Raw genomic sequence first — 17,080 nt, 5'->3', positions numbered from 1 at the left:
TCAATGCCCTGTAACACGGCGACCCAGACGGATTGGACAGCTCAGCCGGCTCGCACGGTTCGGTGGGCCGGCCAGGGTTCCGCCAGGCGGGGCCGGCTTTGCCGAAGCACACAAACGACGACGGCGGCACCCACAGCAGGTGCCGCCGTCGTTCTCCGGAGCAAGCGGCGGGTCGAAAGCCGTTACGCAAGCCGTCCTGAAAAGGGACTTGCCGCTAGCAGCAGCGGCCCTCCGGGTTGGCGTCCTGGCGATCCATTTTGTCCTTCCAAAACTCCCGCTCGGTCAGCAGGGGTCCCGCGCATCCCGAGGACTGATGGAAAGAAACATACTTCCGGTAAGCGTCCTCCCCCATGACGTCGCGGAAAAACCGCACGAATCCGCTCAGGCCCTGTTTCATGCCGGCCGTGCTCATGAGTGGGCCTTCCGGACAACTTTCTTGTCTGCCGGCAGCGCATCCCACTGTGCCTGGATTTCCTTTTCCGCCGGGGTCGCCAGGAAGCCCGCCGGGGCAAACATCCTTGACGGAACTGCCGGATCCTCGGCGCTCGGGGCGCCGCCGGAACGGAAGGACCGGATGGTGGCAATGATCGCCGCGATAATGACAATGATCGCCAGGGTCACGAACACTACCGAGAGCGTGGTCTGGATTAAGGTGTTGCGCACCACTGCTTCCATGGCCTCCACCGTTTTGGCCGTGCCGAAGCTGGTCTTTCCGTCCGCCAGGGCCTGCTGGAACGCCTCGTGGTTGGCCCAGTAGCCGACTGTCGGGACCGGGGAGAAGATCTTGTAGAACGACGCCGTGATGGTCACCACCGCGGCGAAGGTCAGCGGCACGGCCACGATCCAGAGCCACTTGAAGGCATTCTTCTTGGCAATGATGGCCATGCAGATGGCCAGCGCAATAGCGGCTAGGAGCTGGTTGGCAATGCCGAACAGCGGGAACAGCGTATTGATGCCGCCCAGCGGATCGGTGACCCCCATGATCAGGATCGACCCCCAGCCGGCAACCATGATTGCCGTACAGATCCAAGCGCCGGGGCGCCAGGCCATGTCCTTGAACTTCGGGGCGAAGTTGCCGATGGTGTCCTGCAGCATGAACCGCGCCACCCGGGTGCCGGCGTCGACCGCGGTGAGGATGAACAGGGCCTCGAACATGATGGCGAAGTGGTACCAGAAGGCCATCATTGAGGGCCCGCCGATCAGCGAATGCATGATCGTGGCCAGGCCGACGGCGAGGGTGGGCGCCCCGCCGGTGCGCGAGACGATGGATTCCTCACCCACGCCGGACGCAAGCGAGGAGAGCATGTCCGGGGTGAGGTTCACTCCGGCCAGGCCCAGACCGTTGACGAAGGCGACGGCGCCTTCCACGGTGCCGCCGGTGGCTCCGGCGGACGAGTTCATGGCGAAGTAGATGCCTCGGTCAATGGAAAGGGCAGCGACCAGGGCCATGATGGCCACGAAGGATTCCATCAGCATGCCGCCGTAGCCGATGAACCGGGTCTGGCGTTCCTTCTCCAGCATCTTCGGGGTGGTACCGGAGGAAATCAGCGCATGGAAACCGGAAAGCGCACCGCAGGCAATGGTGACAAAGAGGAACGGGAACAGGGGGCCGGCAACCACCGGGCCGTCGTCGCGGCTGGCGAACTCACTGACCGCCGGAACGCTGATCTCCGGGCGGACAATGATGATGGCCACGGCCAGCATCACGATGGTGCCCACCTTCATGAAGGTGGAGAGGTAGTCGCGCGGGGCCAGCAGCAGCCAAACCGGCAGGACGGCGGCAATAAAGCCGTAGATGATGATGCCCCACGCAATGGTGGTTGGTTCCAGGGTCAGAGCGTCGCCCAGCGGGGTGCCGGCCACCCAGCCGCCGGCGATGATAGCCGCGAGCAGGAGCACGAACCCGATGATGGAGACCTCGGTGACCTTGCCCGGACGCAGGAACCGGAGGTACACGCCCATGAACAGGGCGATGGGGATGGTCATGCTCACGGAGAAGACACCCCACGGGCTTTCGGCGAGGGCATTGACCACCACGAGGGCAAGGATGGCCACGATGATGATCATGATAACCAGGGTGGCGATCAGGGCGGCGGTGCCGCCGATGAGCCCCAGTTCATCCCGGGCCATCTGGCCCAGCGACCGTCCGCCCCGGCGCATGGAGAAGAACATCACCAGGTAGTCCTGGACGGCGCCGGCGAGCACCACGCCCACAATGATCCAGATGGTGCCGGGGAGGTAGCCCATCTGCGCGGCCAGCACGGGGCCGACCAGAGGTCCGGCGCCGGCAATGGCAGCGAAGTGGTGGCCGTACAGGACCCGGCGGTCCGTGGCGGCGTAATCCTTGCCGTCGGCCTTGTACTCGGCCGGGGTGGCACGGCGGTCATTGGGCTTGAGCAGCTTCGCTTCGATGAGCTTGGAGTAGAAGCGGTAACCGATGAGGTAGGTGCACACGGCCGCGAACACGAACCAGATGGCGTTCACGGTTTCCCCGCGCACTATGGCAAGCATGGTCCAGCTGAGACCGCCCAGCAGGGCGATGCCGGCCCAAACGGCGATCTTCATGGGCGTCCAGCGGCGGTCTTCGGCTTCGACTGCTTCGGGATCGACCGCTACCGGCGGAAGATCCGGGTCCTGCAGCAGGACGTCTGCGTCCTGGGGCTGTCCGGGCGCGGCCCTGCGCCGGCGATTCTCACTCATGGGGGATTCCCTTTGTTTGCGGTAACGGCGTGAAGGAGCCGGCAGTGAACCGGCCGGGAGTGCGGAATATTCCGCACTCTTGCCATCGAGGTTAGCAGTGCCCTGTGACACACTCCACAAAACGCAAAACAGGCCGGTCACCGTTACTCGGTCACCGGCCTGCAGGAATTACCCTCGCGGCAAATTACTCGCCTTTACAGCTTGCTGGGCTGCGTAGAATCCCCGATCAGGTTGTCAGCAGGATCTTTCCCGTGTGCTGCCCTGAGTCAAAGTAGTCATGCGCGGCAGCCGCTTCGGCCAGCGGGAAGGTTTTATCCACCAGCGGGCGGATCTTGCCGGCTTCAATCAACGGCCAGACATACTGTTTGACCGCCTGCATAATGGCCGCCTTTTCCTCAGTGGGGCGGGCACGCAGAGTGGTTCCAATGACCGCCAGCCGCTTGCTCATCAGCTGGTTGAGGTTGATTTCCGCTGTGGCGCCGCCCTGCAGGCCAATGATGACGAGCCGCCCTGAAATTGCGAGTGCGTCGAGGTTGCGCTGCAGGTACTTCGCCCCGATGACGTCCAGGATGACGTCCGCTCCTCGCCCGTCGGTGACTTCATGCACCCGTGCCACAAAGTCCTCCGCCTTGTAATTAATCAGGATTTCCGCGCCCAGGGAGCGCGCCAGTTCCAGCTTCTCATCCGAGCCGGCCGTCACCATGGGTACGGCGCCGAAGGCTGCCACCATCTGAATGGCCATGGTGCCGATGCCGCCGGCACCGCCGTGAATCAGGACATGGTCTCCCTCGGTGACTCCGGCCGCCATGAAGAGATTGGAGAAGACCGTAGCCGCGGTTTCCGGCAGGGACGCTGCCGTGACCAGATCCATTCCGGCCGGTACGGGCAGGACCTGTCCCGCCGGAACGTTCACCTGGTCGGCGTAACCGCCGCCGGTCAGCAGGGCGACGACGTCGGCTCCCACGGAGAACCCTTCAACTCCGGTTCCCACAGCGGCGACCCGTCCGGACACTTCAAGTCCGGGATATTCGGAGGCTCCGGCCGGAACCGGGTAGTGCCCCTGGCGCTGCAGCACGTCAGCGCGGTTGAGGCCTGCTGCTGCCACGTCGATCAGGATTTCTCCGGGTCCGGGCACCGGTGCGGGAACGTCCTGTACCTGCAGCGCTTCCGGGCCGCCGGGCGTATTAATGACAATCGCTCTCATTTTGTCCTCCACGGAGATTGATCGAATTTTGGTGAAATGCACCTGTCTGCCAGACTACTAGGGGGAAGGTTGTCCGAGCGGCCGATGGAGCTGGTCTTGAAAACCAGTGTGCGGTAACCCCGTACCAAGGGTTCGAATCCCTTACCTTCCGCGCAAATAAAGAAAGCGGTCCCTTTAGAGGGGCCGCTTTTTTGCTGCCCGTACCCTTCCCCGAGCACAGACAACTTCGCGCCGGCCGAGCTTATTCCGCCGCAGGGCACTTATTCCGGCGCCCGGCTTATTCCGTCGCCCGGCGCCCCAATACGGGGATTCCGCCTCGATCCGGGCTCCCGAACAGCGGAATCTCCGCCTCCGTTTCCCTGCACTCCACCGGCGTGTCACCCGTTTGTAACGTGAACCACATAGTATTGCGTGCGTCACACGCGTTACACCCCCTCGGCGCCGCTCGCGGCGGCCACTACCGTCAGCTGGCTTCCCGGCTGACCAAGGAGCAAGAGGCATGAGCCCAACTTTCTGGAAGGCCGCGCTGGGAACCACCCTCTCAGCCGGACTGCTGGCAGCGCCCATCACGGCGCTGCCGGCCTACGCACAAGACAGCACTGCAGCTGTTGCCCCCGGCATCATCATCAATGAGGCCTACCTGAGCGGCGGAAGCGCAAACGCCCCGTTCGCCAACAAGTTCGTGGAACTGTACAACCCCACCTCCTCGGACGTGAGCCTGGAGGGCTGGTCGCTGCAGTACCGCGCGGCCGGCTCGACGGCGGCTCCCACCGGCATCGGTGCACTCTCCGGATCCATCCCCGCCGGAGGCTACTATCTGGTGTCCGGCGCGTCCAACGGCAGCACCGGCGCTCCCCTCCCGGCAGCAGACGCCACCGTGGGCGCCAGCTTCGGCGGCGCGGGCGGCACCTTGATCCTGTCCAACCAGGCCACCCGCGTGGATCCCCTGCCCGTCGGTTCGGTCACCGCCGCTCCCGGCGTGGTGGACCTGCTGGGTTACGGGACTTCCAACACCTTTGAAACCGCAGCAGCGCAGGCTCCGGCCGGCAACAGTGATCCGAAGTCCCTGAACCGCAGCGGATTTGCCGACACCAACAACAACGCCGCCGACTTCGTACTGAGCCCTGAGGTCACCCCCACCGGAACGGGCGGCACAGCTCCCACCGAGCCGGACCCCACCCCCACCCCCACGCCGTCGCCCACCACACCGGTTGACCCGCCGGCCGGAGCGGTTTCCATCGCCGAGATCCAGGGTTCCGGCGACACCAGCCCCCTGGTTGGCCAAACGGCCACCACCCGCGGAAAGGTCACCGGCGTCTACCCCACCGGCGGCTTCAACGGCTATTACATCCAGACCCCGGGCACCGGCGGCACCCTGGATCCGGCCACCCACACCGCCTCCGACGGCATCTTTGTCTTCTCCGCCGACACCGCAGCTTCCGTGGCCGCCGGCGACTATGTGGAAGTCACCGGCACGGTCGGCGAATACTTCGGCCTCACCCAGCTCACTGTCTCCGCCGGGAACGTCACCAAGCTCGATGAGCCTGCCAAGGAGGTCAAGCCGGCCGCTGTCGCCTGGCCGGCCACCGACGTCGAACGCGAAGCGCTGGAAGGCATGCTGCTGGCGCCTCAGGGCAGCTTTACCGTCACCGACAACTACTCCTTGAACCAGTACGCGGAAATCGGACTGGCTGCCGGTGAATCGCCCCTGGTCCAGCCCACCGCGGTGGCCGCCGTGGGCACCCCCGAGCACGCCGCCGTCGTCGCCGACAACGCTGCACGTGCCGTCAAGCTCGACGACGGCGCCAGCATCAATTTCCTCAGCGCCGCCAACCAGGGCACTCCCCTGCCGTACCTGACACTGGACAACCCGGTACGCATCGGTGCCGCCGCCACCTTCACCACCGGCGTCATCCTGGACTACCGCAACAGCGCCTGGAAGTTTCAGCCGCTGACCGCGCTCACCGCCGCCAACGCTGCCGAGGTTACCCCGGCGTCGTTCGAAGCCACCCGCACCGCAGCACCCGAAAGCGTGGGCGGAAACCTCAAGCTCGCCTCCTTCAACGTGCTGAACTACTTCAGCACCACCGGGGCTGACCTGACCGGCTGCACCTACAACAATGACCGCACCGGGGCTCCGCTGACCGTGCGCGGCGGATGCAATGCCCGCGGCGCCGCGAACCCGGAGAACCTGGAGCGCCAGCAGGCCAAGATTGTTGCCGCCATCAACGCCCTGGGCGCCGACGTCGTCTCCCTGATGGAGGTGGAAAACTCGGCCGTGTTCGGCAAGGACCGTGACGAAGCCCTGGCCAACCTGACCGCAGCCCTAAACCAGGCAGCACCGGGAACCTGGGACTACGTGCGCTCCCCCGCCGCGCTGCCCGACGCCGAAGACGTCATCCGGACGGCCTTCATCTTCCGGACGGCCGCAGCAGAACCGGTTGGCGAGTCCGTGATCCTCAACGATGAATCAGTGTTCTCCAACGCCCGTGAACCGCTGGCACAGGCCTTCAAGCCTGCGAACGGCGACGCCGGCTCCACTATCCTGGCCATCAGCAACCACTTCAAGTCCAAGGGCTCTGCCCCGGCGACCGGAGAGAACGCGGATACCGGACAGGGCGGCTGGAATGCCGACCGTGTCCGGCAGGCAAAGGCACTGGCCGGTTTTGCGGACAGCACCGCCAAGGCTGCCGGAACCGACAAGGTCTTCCTGCTGGGTGATTTCAACGCCTATTCCGCCGAAGACCCCATGACCACCCTGGTTGATGCCGGTTACGTGGACCTGGGCAAGGCCATAGGAAAGCACTCCTACGCCTACAGCGGTCTGGTGGGTTCCCTGGACCACATCATGGCTTCTCCGGCTGCGGCCGAAGCCGTCACCGGTGCCGACATCTGGAACATCAACTCCGTGGAGTCGGTGGCCCTGGAATACAGCCGGTACAACACCAATGCCACCAACTATTACGCTCCGGATCCGTACCGGTCCTCGGACCACGATCCGATCATCGTTGGCTTGGACCTCACGCCGGCCGGCACCGAGACCAAAGAACTCAACCTGCTGAACATCAACGATTTCCACGGTCGAATTGACGCAAACACCCTGAATTTCGCCGGAACCGTTGAACAGCTCAAGGCCGCCGCACCCGAGGGCAGCTCACTGTTCCTCTCCGCGGGGGATAACATCGGCGCCTCGCTGTTCGCCTCCTCGGTGCAGCAGGATGTTCCGACCCTCGATGTTCTGAACGCGCTGGGGCTGCGGGCCTCCGCTGTGGGCAACCATGAGTTCGATGCCGGTTTCGCGGACCTTCGGGACCGCGTTGATCCGACTGCGGACTTCCCGTACCTGGGCGCCAACGTTTACCTGAAGGGCACCACCACCCCCGCGCTGGATGAGTACACGGTCCTGGACGTCGACGGCGTCTCAGTGGCCGTCATCGGCGCCATCACCGAAGAAACGTCCGCACTGGTCAGCCCCGGCGGAATCGCCGAACTGGAGTTCGGGGATCCGGTGGAAGCCGTGAACCGCGTGGCTGAACGCCTCCAGTCGGAGGGCAACGTTGACGTCATCATCGCCGAGTACCATGAGGGCGCCGGAAGCGGCACCCCGGACGGCGCCACACTGGACGCCGAACTGGCCGACGGCGGCGCGTTTGCCGACATCGTCACCGGCACCACCGCGCTGGTGGACGCCATTTACACCGGCCACACCCACAAGCAGTACGCCTGGGACGCCCCCGTTCCCGGTGCCGGCGGCAAGACCCGCCCGGTGCTGCAGACGGGGTCCTACGGCGAGTTCATTGGCCAGATCAACCTGGACTACAACCCGGCAACAGATGAAGTCCTGTCCTACACGGCCACGAACGTTCCGCGGACCACCGCGAGCGCCGATTCACTCGTCGCCGCCTACCCGGCAGTGGCCAAGGTCAAGTCCATCGTGGGTGCAGCACTGGCCTCCGCTGCCGAGATCGGCAACCAGCCGGTCGGCTCGGTCACCGCTGACATCACGACGGCGTTCAAGGGCACCGTCCGCGATGACCGCAGCTCGGAATCCACACTGGGCAACCTCGTGGCCGATTCGCTGCTGAGCACCCTCTCCTCCGCTGAGCGCGGAGGCGCCGAAATCGGCGTCACCAACCCCGGCGGGCTGCGCGCTGAGCTGTACTACGGCGACGACGGCGTGATCACGTATGCAGAAGCCAACGCCGTGCTGCCGTTCGTGAACAACCTCTGGACCACCACGCTCACCGGCGCCCAGCTCAAGACCATGCTGGAACAGCAGTGGCAGCCCGAGGGAAGCTCGCGTGCCTTCCTGGCACTGGGCCTGTCCGACAACATCACCTACACCTACGATCCCGACCAGCCGCGCGGCTCCCGCATCCAGACCGTCACCATTAACGGTGCCGCCATGGATCCGGCCCGCGACTACCGGGTGGGCACTTTCAGCTTCCTGGCCCAGGGCGGCGACAACTTCACCGTCTTCTCGGAAGGAACCAACACCCGGGATACGGGACTGGTGGACCGCGATGCGTGGATCAGCTACATCAAGGCCAACAGCCCGCTGTCCCCGGACTTCGCCCGCCAGGGTGTCATTTTGAAGGGCGCTCCGGCAACAGTAAAGGCCGGAGCAGCAGCGTCCTTCACGGTGTCCGGCCTCGATCTGACCTCACTGGGCAGTCCGGCAAACACCACTCTCGCGGCCAGCTGGGTGAACAGCTCCGGTACCGCCACCGCGCTGGCCACCGCAGCGGTGTCCGCCGGGACGGCAACGGTCAACGTCACCCTTCCGCCGTCGGCCTCCGGGCCGGGCACCCTGGTGCTCACCGCCGATCCGTCCGGAACCGCTGTGTCCCATCCGGTAACGGTGGAGGCCGCTCCTACGGTTCCGCCGGCTCCGGTGTGCACCGCCCCCGTTCCGCCGCAGCATTGGTGGGACCTGCGGGGCTGGCTGCGGTATGCCGTTGACTGGGCCAAGTACGTGAGCTGCCTCTACAGCCGCGGCTAACCCGCAGCGGCTCGGGCAGCACTAACTCGGGCAAGCACAAAAGCGGCGCCGTCCGGACACTTGGTCCGGGCGGCGCCGCTTTTGTGTGCCGGAGGTCCCGCTAGTCGCGCGGATCCGGGTCGTTGGGTTTCTCGCTGCCCATGTCTGCTGCGCCAAACACCTTCACCGCCGGGTTGTCGGTCTCCTGGTTGGGACGCGGCTTGAGCTCCGGGTGGTGCAGGTCCAGGGCAGGACGCTCGGAACGGATGCGCGGCAGCGAGGTGAAGTTGTGCCGCGGCGGCGGGCAGGACGTAGCCCATTCCAGTGAACAGCCAAAGCCCCAGGGATCATCAACGCCTACCTTCCGCCCCCGCCGCCAGGTGATGTAGACGTTCCAGAAGAACGGGATCATCGAAGCGCCCAGGAGCATCGAGGAGACGGTGGACAGCTGGTTCATCCCGGTGAAGTGGTCCTCAGGCAGATAATCCGCGTAACGGCGGGGCATACCGCTCACGCCGAGCCAGTGCTGGATCAGGAAGGTGCCGTGGAAGCCGATGAACAGCATCCAGAAGTGGATTTTGCCGAGCCGTTCGTTGAGCATCTTTCCGGTGAATTTGGGCCACCAGAAGTAGAACCCGGCAAACATGGCAAACACCACGGTTCCGAACACCACGTAGTGGAAGTGCGCCACCACAAAGTAGGTGTCCGACACCTGGTAATCCAGCGGCGGTGAAGCCAGGATGATACCGGTCAGGCCACCGAACAGGAAGGTGATGAGGAAGCCGATGCTCCACAGCATGGGAGTCTCAAAGGTAATTGAGCCCCGCCACATGGTGCCGATCCAGTTGAAGAACTTCACACCCGTTGGCACCGCGATCAGCATGGTCATGAACGCGAAGAAGGACTGCATCACGGCGCCGGTGACATACATGTGGTGCGCCCACACGGTCACGGACAGGGCGGCAATGGCGATGGTGGCGAACACCAGGCCTTTGTAGCCGAAGATCGGTTTTCGGCTGAAGACCGGCAGGATCTCGGAAATGATGCCGAAGAAGGGCAGGGCAATGATGTACACCTCGGGGTGGCCGAAGAACCAGAACAGGTGCTGCCACAAGATGGACCCGCCGCGTTCCACATCGAAGATGTGGGCACCGAACCGCCGGTCCGCGCCCAGCGCGAACAGCGCCGCTGCCAGGGGCGGGAAGGCCATGAGCACCAGGATGGCGGTCACCAGGGTGTTCCAGGTGAAGATCGGCATGCGCCACATGGTCATGCCCGGAGCGCGCAGGCAGACGATGGTGGTGATGAAGTTGACCGAGCCGAGAATGGTTCCGAAACCGGACAGCGCCAGGCCGAACACCCACAGGTCCCCGCCCACTCCGGGCGAGAACGTGGTGCTGGACAGCGGCGCGTAGGCCGTCCAGCCAAACGATGCCGCCCCCTGGGGAGTGATGAATCCGCTCACCGCAATGGTGCTGCCGAAGAGGAAGAACCAGAACGCCAGGGCGTTCAGCCGCGGAAAGGAAACGTCGGGAGCACCGATTTGCAGCGGCATGATGATGTTGGCGAATCCGGCAAACAGCGGCGTCGCGAACATCAGCAGCATCACCGTGCCGTGCATGGTGAACAGCTGGTTGTACTGTTCCTTGGTCTGCAGGATCTGCATGCCGGGTTCGAACAGCTCGGCGCGGATGACCAGGGCCATTACTCCGCCCAGGCAGAAGAACGTGAAGGAGGCGATCAGGTACATGTAGCCGATCGTCTTGTGGTCCGTTGAGGTCAGCCAGTTGACTACGATCCGGCCCTTGGAGAGGGGCACGACGCGCGGCGGTACAAAGGTTCCGGATTCATCAGTGGAGTACTTGAGCGTCGACATGCAATGCCATCCCTTGGGTGCATAGGCCAGAACACTGTGCTTTCAGCGGCCCCCGGAAGAGGGCGCCGTGTCTTGTATCGTAGGGCTCCGCTTTCGCCCGCGTCCAGAGGCCGGCGCCCCCTTCTGCATCCTCCGGCCACAGGCGGCGTGTTGGCACCCCGGGAATGAAACAGCAGATGCTCCGGTTGAATCCGGCACATGCGTCAAGATTTCAAGGAGAACCACATGACCTCCCAGGTCGAATCACCCACAACCGTGCTCACCGATTGGATTCCCTCGAAGCAGTACATTGCCGGACAGTGGCGCGACGGAAGCTCCGACCGGGTCCTGAGCGACACCAGCCCCTTTGACGGCAGGGAACTCATGAGCATCCGCCAGGCCTCCGTTGAGGACCTGGACGAGGCGTACACCGCCGCAGCGAAGGCCCAGCAGGAGTGGGCAGCGCAGACCCCGGCAGCACGCCGCGCGGTCATGGAGCGGGCTGCCCTGATCTTTGACGAACGCCGTGACGAAATCATGGCCTGGCTGGCGGCAGAATCCGGCAGCACCGTGGTCAAGGCCACCATCGAAATCAATTCGGCCCGTTCCATCACCAAGGAGTCGGCTACCTTCCCGCACCGCGTCACCGGCAAGATCCTGAACTCGGACGTTCCCGGTAAGGAATCCCGCGTCTACCGCGGACCGCTGGGCGTGGTGGGCGTGATCAGCCCCTGGAATTTCCCGCTTCACCTGTCCATGCGCTCAGTTGCACCGGCCCTGGCAGTGGGCAACGCCGTCGTCCTCAAGCCGGCCAGCGATACTCCGGTGACCGGCGGCCTGATGATTGGACGGATCTTTGAGGAGGCCGGCCTGCCCGCCGGCGTGCTCAGCGTCGTGGTGGGTGCCGGCTCCGAAATCGGCGACCCCTTCGTGGAGCACCCCGTTCCGTCCTTCATTTCCTTTACCGGGTCGACGCCGGTGGGCAAGAACCTCGGCGCGCTGGCATCCTCCGGCCCCACCCTGAAGCACGTCGCCCTTGAGCTCGGCGGCAACAGCCCGTTCGTGGTGCTGGCTGACGCGGATGTGGACCAGGCCGTCAAGGCCGCCATCATGGGCAAGTTCCTCCACCAGGGACAGATCTGCATGGCTATCAACCGGATCATCGTCGAAGACGCCGTGTATGACGAGTTCGTGGAGAAGTTCGCCGCGCATGCCAAGACGCTGAACTCCGGGGACCCCCGGGATCCGCAGAACACCGTAGGCCCGATCATCAATGCAAAGCAGCTCCAGGGGCTGCAGAAGAAGATTGAGCTGGCCCAGGAACAGGGCGCCCGGATGGTGGTTGAAGGGGAAACAAACGGGCAGGTCCTCTCCCCGTACGTCTTCGCCGACGTCACCAAGGACATGGAACTCTTCCAGGAAGAGATTTTCGGTCCCATCGCCGGCATCGTCCGCGCCGCAGATGCTGAAGATGCCCTGTCACTGGCCAACGCCAGCGACCTGGGGCTGTCCAGCTCGGTGTTCACCTCGGATCTGGACCGCGGAGCCCAGTTTGCCCGCCGCATCAAGGCAGGCATGACGCACGTCAACGACGTTCCGGTCCAGGACGAAGCACACGTTGCTTTCGGCGGCGAGAAGAACTCCGGCCTTGGCCGCTTCAACGGCGAGTGGGCGATCGAGGAATTCACCACGGACCACACCGTCACCGTTCAGCGCGGAGCCCGTCAGTACCCGTTCTAAGCAGCACCGTTTGGCAGCACGGCTTCCTCTGGACAGCCAAAGCTGAAAGGATGCCGTCCCGGCACATTGCCGGGGCGGCATCCCGCGTTAAGGCCCGTTTGACCGGCCGCGGTATCGCCTTCAGCCCGGCGCAAAAGCAGATGAAGGGACACATCCGGATGCAGGAGAACAGGCAGTGGACGGTGGAGAACGACGGCGCACGGCTGGCAGTTTTTGAGTACGGCCTGCCGCCGGCAGCAGATGCTCCAACCATCCTGTTGGTCCACGGCTATCCCGACGACCACACCGTGTTCCACAGGGTGATCGAGGATCTGGCCGCGGATCACCGGGTGCTGGCCTATGACACCCGCAATGCCGGGGCCTCACGGGTGGAAGCGCAGACGGATAATCCGTTGACCCCGTACCGGTTGCCGCTGCTGGTCTCTGACCTCTACGCCGTCCTGGCATCAGCCGGAGCAGAGCACGTGCATCTGGTGGGCCATGACTGGGGTTCCGTCCAGTGCTGGGCCGCAGTCCGCGATCCACGTGCCGCCGGGAGCATCCTCAGCTTCACCAGCATTTCCGGCCCCGACCTTCTCCACCTCCGCCGCTGGTTTGCGGGCTGCCTGCAGACACCGCGCCGGTGGCTGCTGGCAGCAAGCCAGGCCCTGCGCAGCACGTATGTTGCCTTCTTCCAGCTGCCTGTCCTGCCGGAACTGCTGTGGCGGCTGGTGGGTCCGCGCTATGCCCGGCTTGCCGCAAACCGGGCCTCGGATACCGGGATCAGTGCCGGGACCGCCACAGACAATGGCGTCCGCGGTCTCCAGCTGTACCGGGCAAATCTGCTCGGGTCGGGTGTTTCCGCCTACGGCCTGCCGCCAATGATCGAGGTACCGGTCCACGTCATTGTTCCGCTGCATGATCCGTTCCTCTCCCCCCGTTTGACTGACGGGCTGCGGGAGGAAGTGCGGGATCTGCGCATCAGCCCGGTGGACGGCGGACACTGGTGGCCCGTCGAGGACAGCACCGCGTTCTGCCGGATGCTGCGGCTGGCCATCGCACCCCCATCCGACGCGGGCCGCATTAGCGGTCCGGAATGACCGGCGACTCTTCGGCAGGAACATCGGCAACCCCAAGCTTCCGGATTGCCCACGGCCCCAGCACGGCGCCGCTGAGGATCAGGACGCCGGAAATGAGGCACGCTGCCGGCCAGGAGCTGAACTCATACAACAGGCCCGCGGCCAGTGCACCGGCAGCTGCGCTGAGCAGGCCGACGGCGGTGTAGATTCCTATGCCGGCCCCTACCCTGGTCGGCTCGGCCTCGGCAATGACCGATTGTTCGATGGGCATCAGGACGGCAAACGCCACTCCGCTCAGGATCCACAGGGCGGAAATCGCCCAGGGATTCGGTGCCCAGGCCAGCGACACCGCAAAAACCGCGCTGAAAACCGAGGCGACAGCCATGGCCCGCCGTCGCCCGATCCGCCGAACGGCCTTGTGCAGCACCGGCGGCAGCACCGCCAGGGCAATGGCTCCCGGCAGGAAGACATAGGCGGTTTCAATGACGCCCAGGCCGAACCCCCGCTGCAGGTGCAGCAAAAGCAGGATCGACACGGCAGCTTCAGCTACGGCCGTGGTCGCCGAAGTAATCAGCATCGGCCGGATACGCGCGGCAATCCGGCGCGAGCTCACGTCCGGCGCACCGGGGGCCAGGGCCGCGCTGCCACCGCCGGGTGCGGGAGCGGTGTCCGGCCGGGACGGACTCGCCAGCAGTACGACGGCGCCCACCAGGCAGGCTGCACCGCACCCGGCCAGAACCGGGGCAAAGAGATCCGTGAAGGACAGCAGCACCAGTCCTGCAACAAAAGCCACCCATGAACCGGTCTCCTGGACGGACATCAGGCGGGCAAACACACCGGAATCAACTGCGAGCCGTTCACTGACGATGGCGCGCAGACAGACCCAGAGGAGCGCCCCGCCGATGCCGCCCAGAACGGCCGCGGCAAAGGCCATCGGCAAGGAATCGGCAACAGCGTATCCGCAGCACGAGAGTCCGTAGATCACCGCCCCAATGCCGGCGAGGGATTTCCGTTCCCTGCTGTCCGCCAGCCGCCCGGCCATCGGCCGGACCACCACGGACACCAGCAGTTCGGCCGCTATGAGGAGGCCCACCTGCCAGGCCTGAGCGCCAAGGGCAATGCCGGCCCAGAGCGGAATCAGGAAATCAACCAGCTCAGCGGGACCGTTGGTGAATCCTGCAGCCAGCAGTGCGGAGCGCTCGCGCCGGAGGGCTGTGTGTGGATTCCCGGGCACCGCTTCGGCAGTCATCGCCTGAGCATAGGAAAGCAAACGCCGGCGGGCAAGCATTACGGCCGGCGCCGCGCCCCAGCGCGCTACGCGACCGCCGGAACCGCAGGGGGTTAGTTCGGAGGGGTTAGCCCGCAGGGGTTAGCCCGCAGGGGTTAGCCCGCGCTCCGCGAATCCTCCCGCAGGTTCCCTGCTGCTTCGGTGGCCCGGTCCCGCGGATCCGGCCGCGCCTGCGCGGCGGCAGCCGAAGCCAGAAGGGCGGCGGCTATGTCATCCGCGTCCCGCAGCGTTCGGGCACCGGTGCCCGCGGGCGAACCGGCCTCGGCCGCAATGGCGGTTCCCCACTGCACCGACGAGAGCTGAAGCCCCAGAACGTAAAGATCTTCCTGCGGCTCACCGCTGATCCCCACCGGACGGTATGGCGGCAGAGTGACATCAAGACCCGGAGTGATCACGGCCGTTCCGTCTGCAGCCATCATGACCTTCGGCCGCGCCAGGCCCTCACGCAGCAGTCCACCCAGCAGCGGGGAGATGTTCCGGTCCACCCGGTTTGGCGGCATCATCGCTTCCACCAAGGTGCGGGCAGCGTATTCAGTGCCGGACCAGGGCGAATTTGCGGTGAAGACTCCCCGTGCCTCGTCAATGTCAAAGCGCGGATCGGGACCTACAAAGTGCACGACGCCGGCCCGTACCAGGGCAGCCAGCTGCTCGATCCGCTCGGGCGGAGGCCCGCTGGCCAGGCCTTCCACCAGCGGTTCAAACCAGCCCCGCAGCTCGGAGAGCCAGGAAGCTTCGGCGAGTCCGCCGTCGGCCACTACCGCTTTCAGCAGCGTGCGCCCGGCGTTGAGCGCACCGATGGCCATTTTCAGGGGATCGTCTTCGCCCGCCGCCGATCCGGCTGCGTCGTTCTCCAGGTAGGCCAGAACGGCGTTGTCCAGGTCCTCGGCGCCGCTGTACGGACGCCGTCCCAGGGGTTGGGCCAACCCTTCGAGGTTGGTGCGGCGTGCTGCCGGAACAAAGCGGTCCAGGACCTTCTCCTTGGCCGCATCCCACTCGGGCCCGGGAAGATCCAGGGCTGCGCGCAGCTCGGTGAGGAAGAGCTCCGCGGGTTCCAGCAATTCATTTCCGGCTACCCGTGCCAGCGTGGAGTAGTAGGCCCAGACAGCGTCGCGGTGCAGCAGCGGCCACAGATCGTGGTCAAAGCCGGGCAAAATGCCCTGGTCCTTGAGGGCGGCGGCGGCCTCCGGGGTGAAGTAGTTCAGCCGCACACTGCGCGGGACGTAGGAGTCCAGGCGGGCTTTCGCGCGGTAGGGGGTGCCCCGCCGGGAAGCCGCCACCAGGACCGGTTCGCGGCCGCTGGGCTCGTACCGCAGGGAACGGCCGGCGGGGCCGCCGCTGGACACAAACCGGCCGCCGCGGCCGGTGGTCACCTGGATCATAATGTCGAAGAAGTTCAGTCCGAGACCGCGGACGAGGACCGGCTCACCGGCAGGAAAGACGCTGAAATCAACATCGGAGGGCACGGCGGGAGGCAGGTAGCGCAGGCCGTGCCGGTCAGCGGCGTTCCGCAGCCGGTCCTGTTCGGGGCTCAGCGCAGCGGGCAGGTGGCCCAGGGCGAGCACGACGGTGTCGGCCTCCCGCTTGCCTTCGCCTGCAACCTCAAGGAACCAGCCGTTCCCGGTCTCCGGGCGCTCGAGTCCGAGGATCTCGGAACGCACATGTGCCAGTTCCACTCCGGCGGCGAGCGCAGCTTCCTCGAGCCGGGCGAAGGTCCACTCCAGGTAGCGTCCGTAAATGGCACGGCTGGGAAAGGTTCCCGGTGTCAGCGCGGCCAGTTCCTCACGGTCCGCGGACGAAAGCCGGGCAGCAGCGTCGTCGTCGTCCATCAGCATCCGCCATTGGTCGAAGGACAGCGCCGAGGGCGATGCCGCCAGCTCATCGGCGGTTGCCCCGGCCGGAACCACTGTTGGAAAAAGGCAGGGCGTGTTCATCAGGAACAGCCGGGACTGTCCCGTGCGCCAGACATGGCCCGGCCCCGGATTAAACGGATCAAAGACGGTAATTTTCAGGCTGGGCCGGTTCGCTGCCGGCAGCGAAAGGTAGTGGGCCAGCGTGCGTTCCACAACAGAGATTCCCCGCGGACCCGCTCCAATTACGGCCACTTGGTAGCTCTGTGCGGTGTTGATCATGCTTCAAGAGTATCTGTCCCGTAAACAGCGATCCGGCGTGGATCACAAGAACCGCGGCTTCCCGCCCTTGATGCATGGAAAGGAAAGAGGGAATCTTCAGAAGGGGCTGTGGTCCAACGGGGCAG

General features: G+C 65.2%; 9 protein-coding genes and 1 tRNA gene. 4 read left to right on the top strand and 6 right to left on the bottom strand.

Features of this window, described 5'->3' with window-relative positions; translation table 11 throughout:
* Positions 1–214: 214 nt before the first annotated feature.
* The 3 genes from ACIQXM_RS16895 to ACIQXM_RS16885 form a co-directional block, all read right to left on the bottom strand.
* Positions 215–412, bottom strand: coding sequence for a YbdD/YjiX family protein (locus ACIQXM_RS16895; RefSeq protein WP_400933547.1), 198 nt, complete (start codon positions 410–412; stop codon positions 215–217).
* Complete coding sequence (locus ACIQXM_RS16890) at positions 409–2,700, bottom strand: carbon starvation CstA family protein (protein WP_400933545.1); 2,292 nt, start codon at positions 2,698–2,700, stop codon at positions 409–411. Before ACIQXM_RS16890 ends, ACIQXM_RS16895 begins: the two co-directional genes overlap by 4 nt.
* A gap of 226 nt (positions 2,701–2,926) precedes the next feature.
* Positions 2,927–3,904, bottom strand: a complete 978-nt coding sequence (locus ACIQXM_RS16885; RefSeq protein ID WP_400933543.1) for an NAD(P)H-quinone oxidoreductase — start codon at positions 3,902–3,904, stop codon at positions 2,927–2,929.
* Positions 3,905–3,967: 63 nt separating this feature from the next.
* Here ACIQXM_RS16885 and ACIQXM_RS16880 point away from each other — a divergent pair.
* Positions 3,968–4,055, top strand: a tRNA-Ser gene (locus ACIQXM_RS16880).
* A gap of 348 nt (positions 4,056–4,403) precedes the next feature.
* Positions 4,404–8,906 carry an ExeM/NucH family extracellular endonuclease gene (locus ACIQXM_RS16875; RefSeq protein ID WP_400933541.1) on the top strand — a complete coding sequence of 1,501 codons (4,503 nt, stop codon included), beginning with the start codon at positions 4,404–4,406 and terminating at the stop codon, positions 8,904–8,906.
* A 100-nt stretch (positions 8,907–9,006) separates the two neighbouring features.
* On the opposite strand, the gene ctaD is transcribed toward ACIQXM_RS16875, so the two are convergent.
* Positions 9,007–10,761 carry a cytochrome c oxidase subunit I gene (gene ctaD / locus ACIQXM_RS16870; RefSeq protein ID WP_400933539.1) on the bottom strand — a complete coding sequence of 585 codons (1,755 nt, stop codon included), beginning with the start codon at positions 10,759–10,761 and terminating at the stop codon, positions 9,007–9,009.
* A 225-nt stretch (positions 10,762–10,986) separates the two neighbouring features.
* Between ctaD and ACIQXM_RS16865 the strand changes: the two genes are divergently transcribed.
* A complete protein-coding gene (locus ACIQXM_RS16865) occupies positions 10,987–12,480 on the top strand; it encodes an aldehyde dehydrogenase family protein (protein WP_400933537.1) in 1,494 nt (497 codons plus the stop codon).
* 158 nt (positions 12,481–12,638) lie between these two features.
* Positions 12,639–13,559 (top strand): alpha/beta fold hydrolase, encoded by a 921-nt coding sequence (locus tag ACIQXM_RS16860; protein ID WP_400933535.1) that lies wholly within the window; start codon positions 12,639–12,641, stop codon positions 13,557–13,559.
* Here ACIQXM_RS16860 and ACIQXM_RS16855 read toward each other — a convergent pair.
* Complete coding sequence (locus tag ACIQXM_RS16855) at positions 13,543–14,787, bottom strand: MFS transporter (RefSeq protein ID WP_400933533.1); 1,245 nt, start codon at positions 14,785–14,787, stop codon at positions 13,543–13,545. The two genes, ACIQXM_RS16860 and ACIQXM_RS16855, sit on opposite strands and share 17 nt — an antisense overlap.
* 134 nt (positions 14,788–14,921) lie before the next feature.
* Complete coding sequence (locus tag ACIQXM_RS16850) at positions 14,922–16,955, bottom strand: FAD/NAD(P)-binding protein (protein ID WP_400933531.1); 2,034 nt, start codon at positions 16,953–16,955, stop codon at positions 14,922–14,924.
* Positions 16,956–17,080: the final 125 nt, after the last annotated feature.

The sequence above is a fragment of the Arthrobacter sp. NPDC097144 genome (genome assembly GCF_044762205.1).
In the GTDB taxonomy this organism is placed as follows: Bacteria; Actinomycetota; Actinomycetes; order Actinomycetales; family Micrococcaceae; genus Arthrobacter_B.
This window is presented reverse-complemented; position numbering and strand designations above follow the sequence as displayed.

What these genes read in the sequence shown, in the direction of transcription:
- ACIQXM_RS16895 (WP_400933547.1), bottom strand. Translation starts at nt 412, where the DNA reads ATGAGCACGGCCGGCATGAAACAGGGCCTGAGCGGATTCGTGCGGTTT.
- ACIQXM_RS16890 (WP_400933545.1), bottom strand. Translation starts at nt 2,700, where the DNA reads ATGAGTGAGAATCGCCGGCGCAGGGCCGCGCCCGGACAGCCCCAGGAC.
- ACIQXM_RS16885 (WP_400933543.1), bottom strand. Translation starts at nt 3,904, where the DNA reads ATGAGAGCGATTGTCATTAATACGCCCGGCGGCCCGGAAGCGCTGCAG.
- ACIQXM_RS16875 (WP_400933541.1), top strand. Translation starts at nt 4,404, where the DNA reads ATGAGCCCAACTTTCTGGAAGGCCGCGCTGGGAACCACCCTCTCAGCC.
- ctaD (WP_400933539.1), bottom strand. Translation starts at nt 10,761, where the DNA reads ATGTCGACGCTCAAGTACTCCACTGATGAATCCGGAACCTTTGTACCG.
- ACIQXM_RS16865 (WP_400933537.1), top strand. Translation starts at nt 10,987, where the DNA reads ATGACCTCCCAGGTCGAATCACCCACAACCGTGCTCACCGATTGGATT.
- ACIQXM_RS16860 (WP_400933535.1), top strand. Translation starts at nt 12,639, where the DNA reads ATGCAGGAGAACAGGCAGTGGACGGTGGAGAACGACGGCGCACGGCTG.
- ACIQXM_RS16855 (WP_400933533.1), bottom strand. Translation starts at nt 14,787, where the DNA reads ATGACTGCCGAAGCGGTGCCCGGGAATCCACACACAGCCCTCCGGCGC.
- ACIQXM_RS16850 (WP_400933531.1), bottom strand. Translation starts at nt 16,955, where the DNA reads ATGATCAACACCGCACAGAGCTACCAAGTGGCCGTAATTGGAGCGGGT.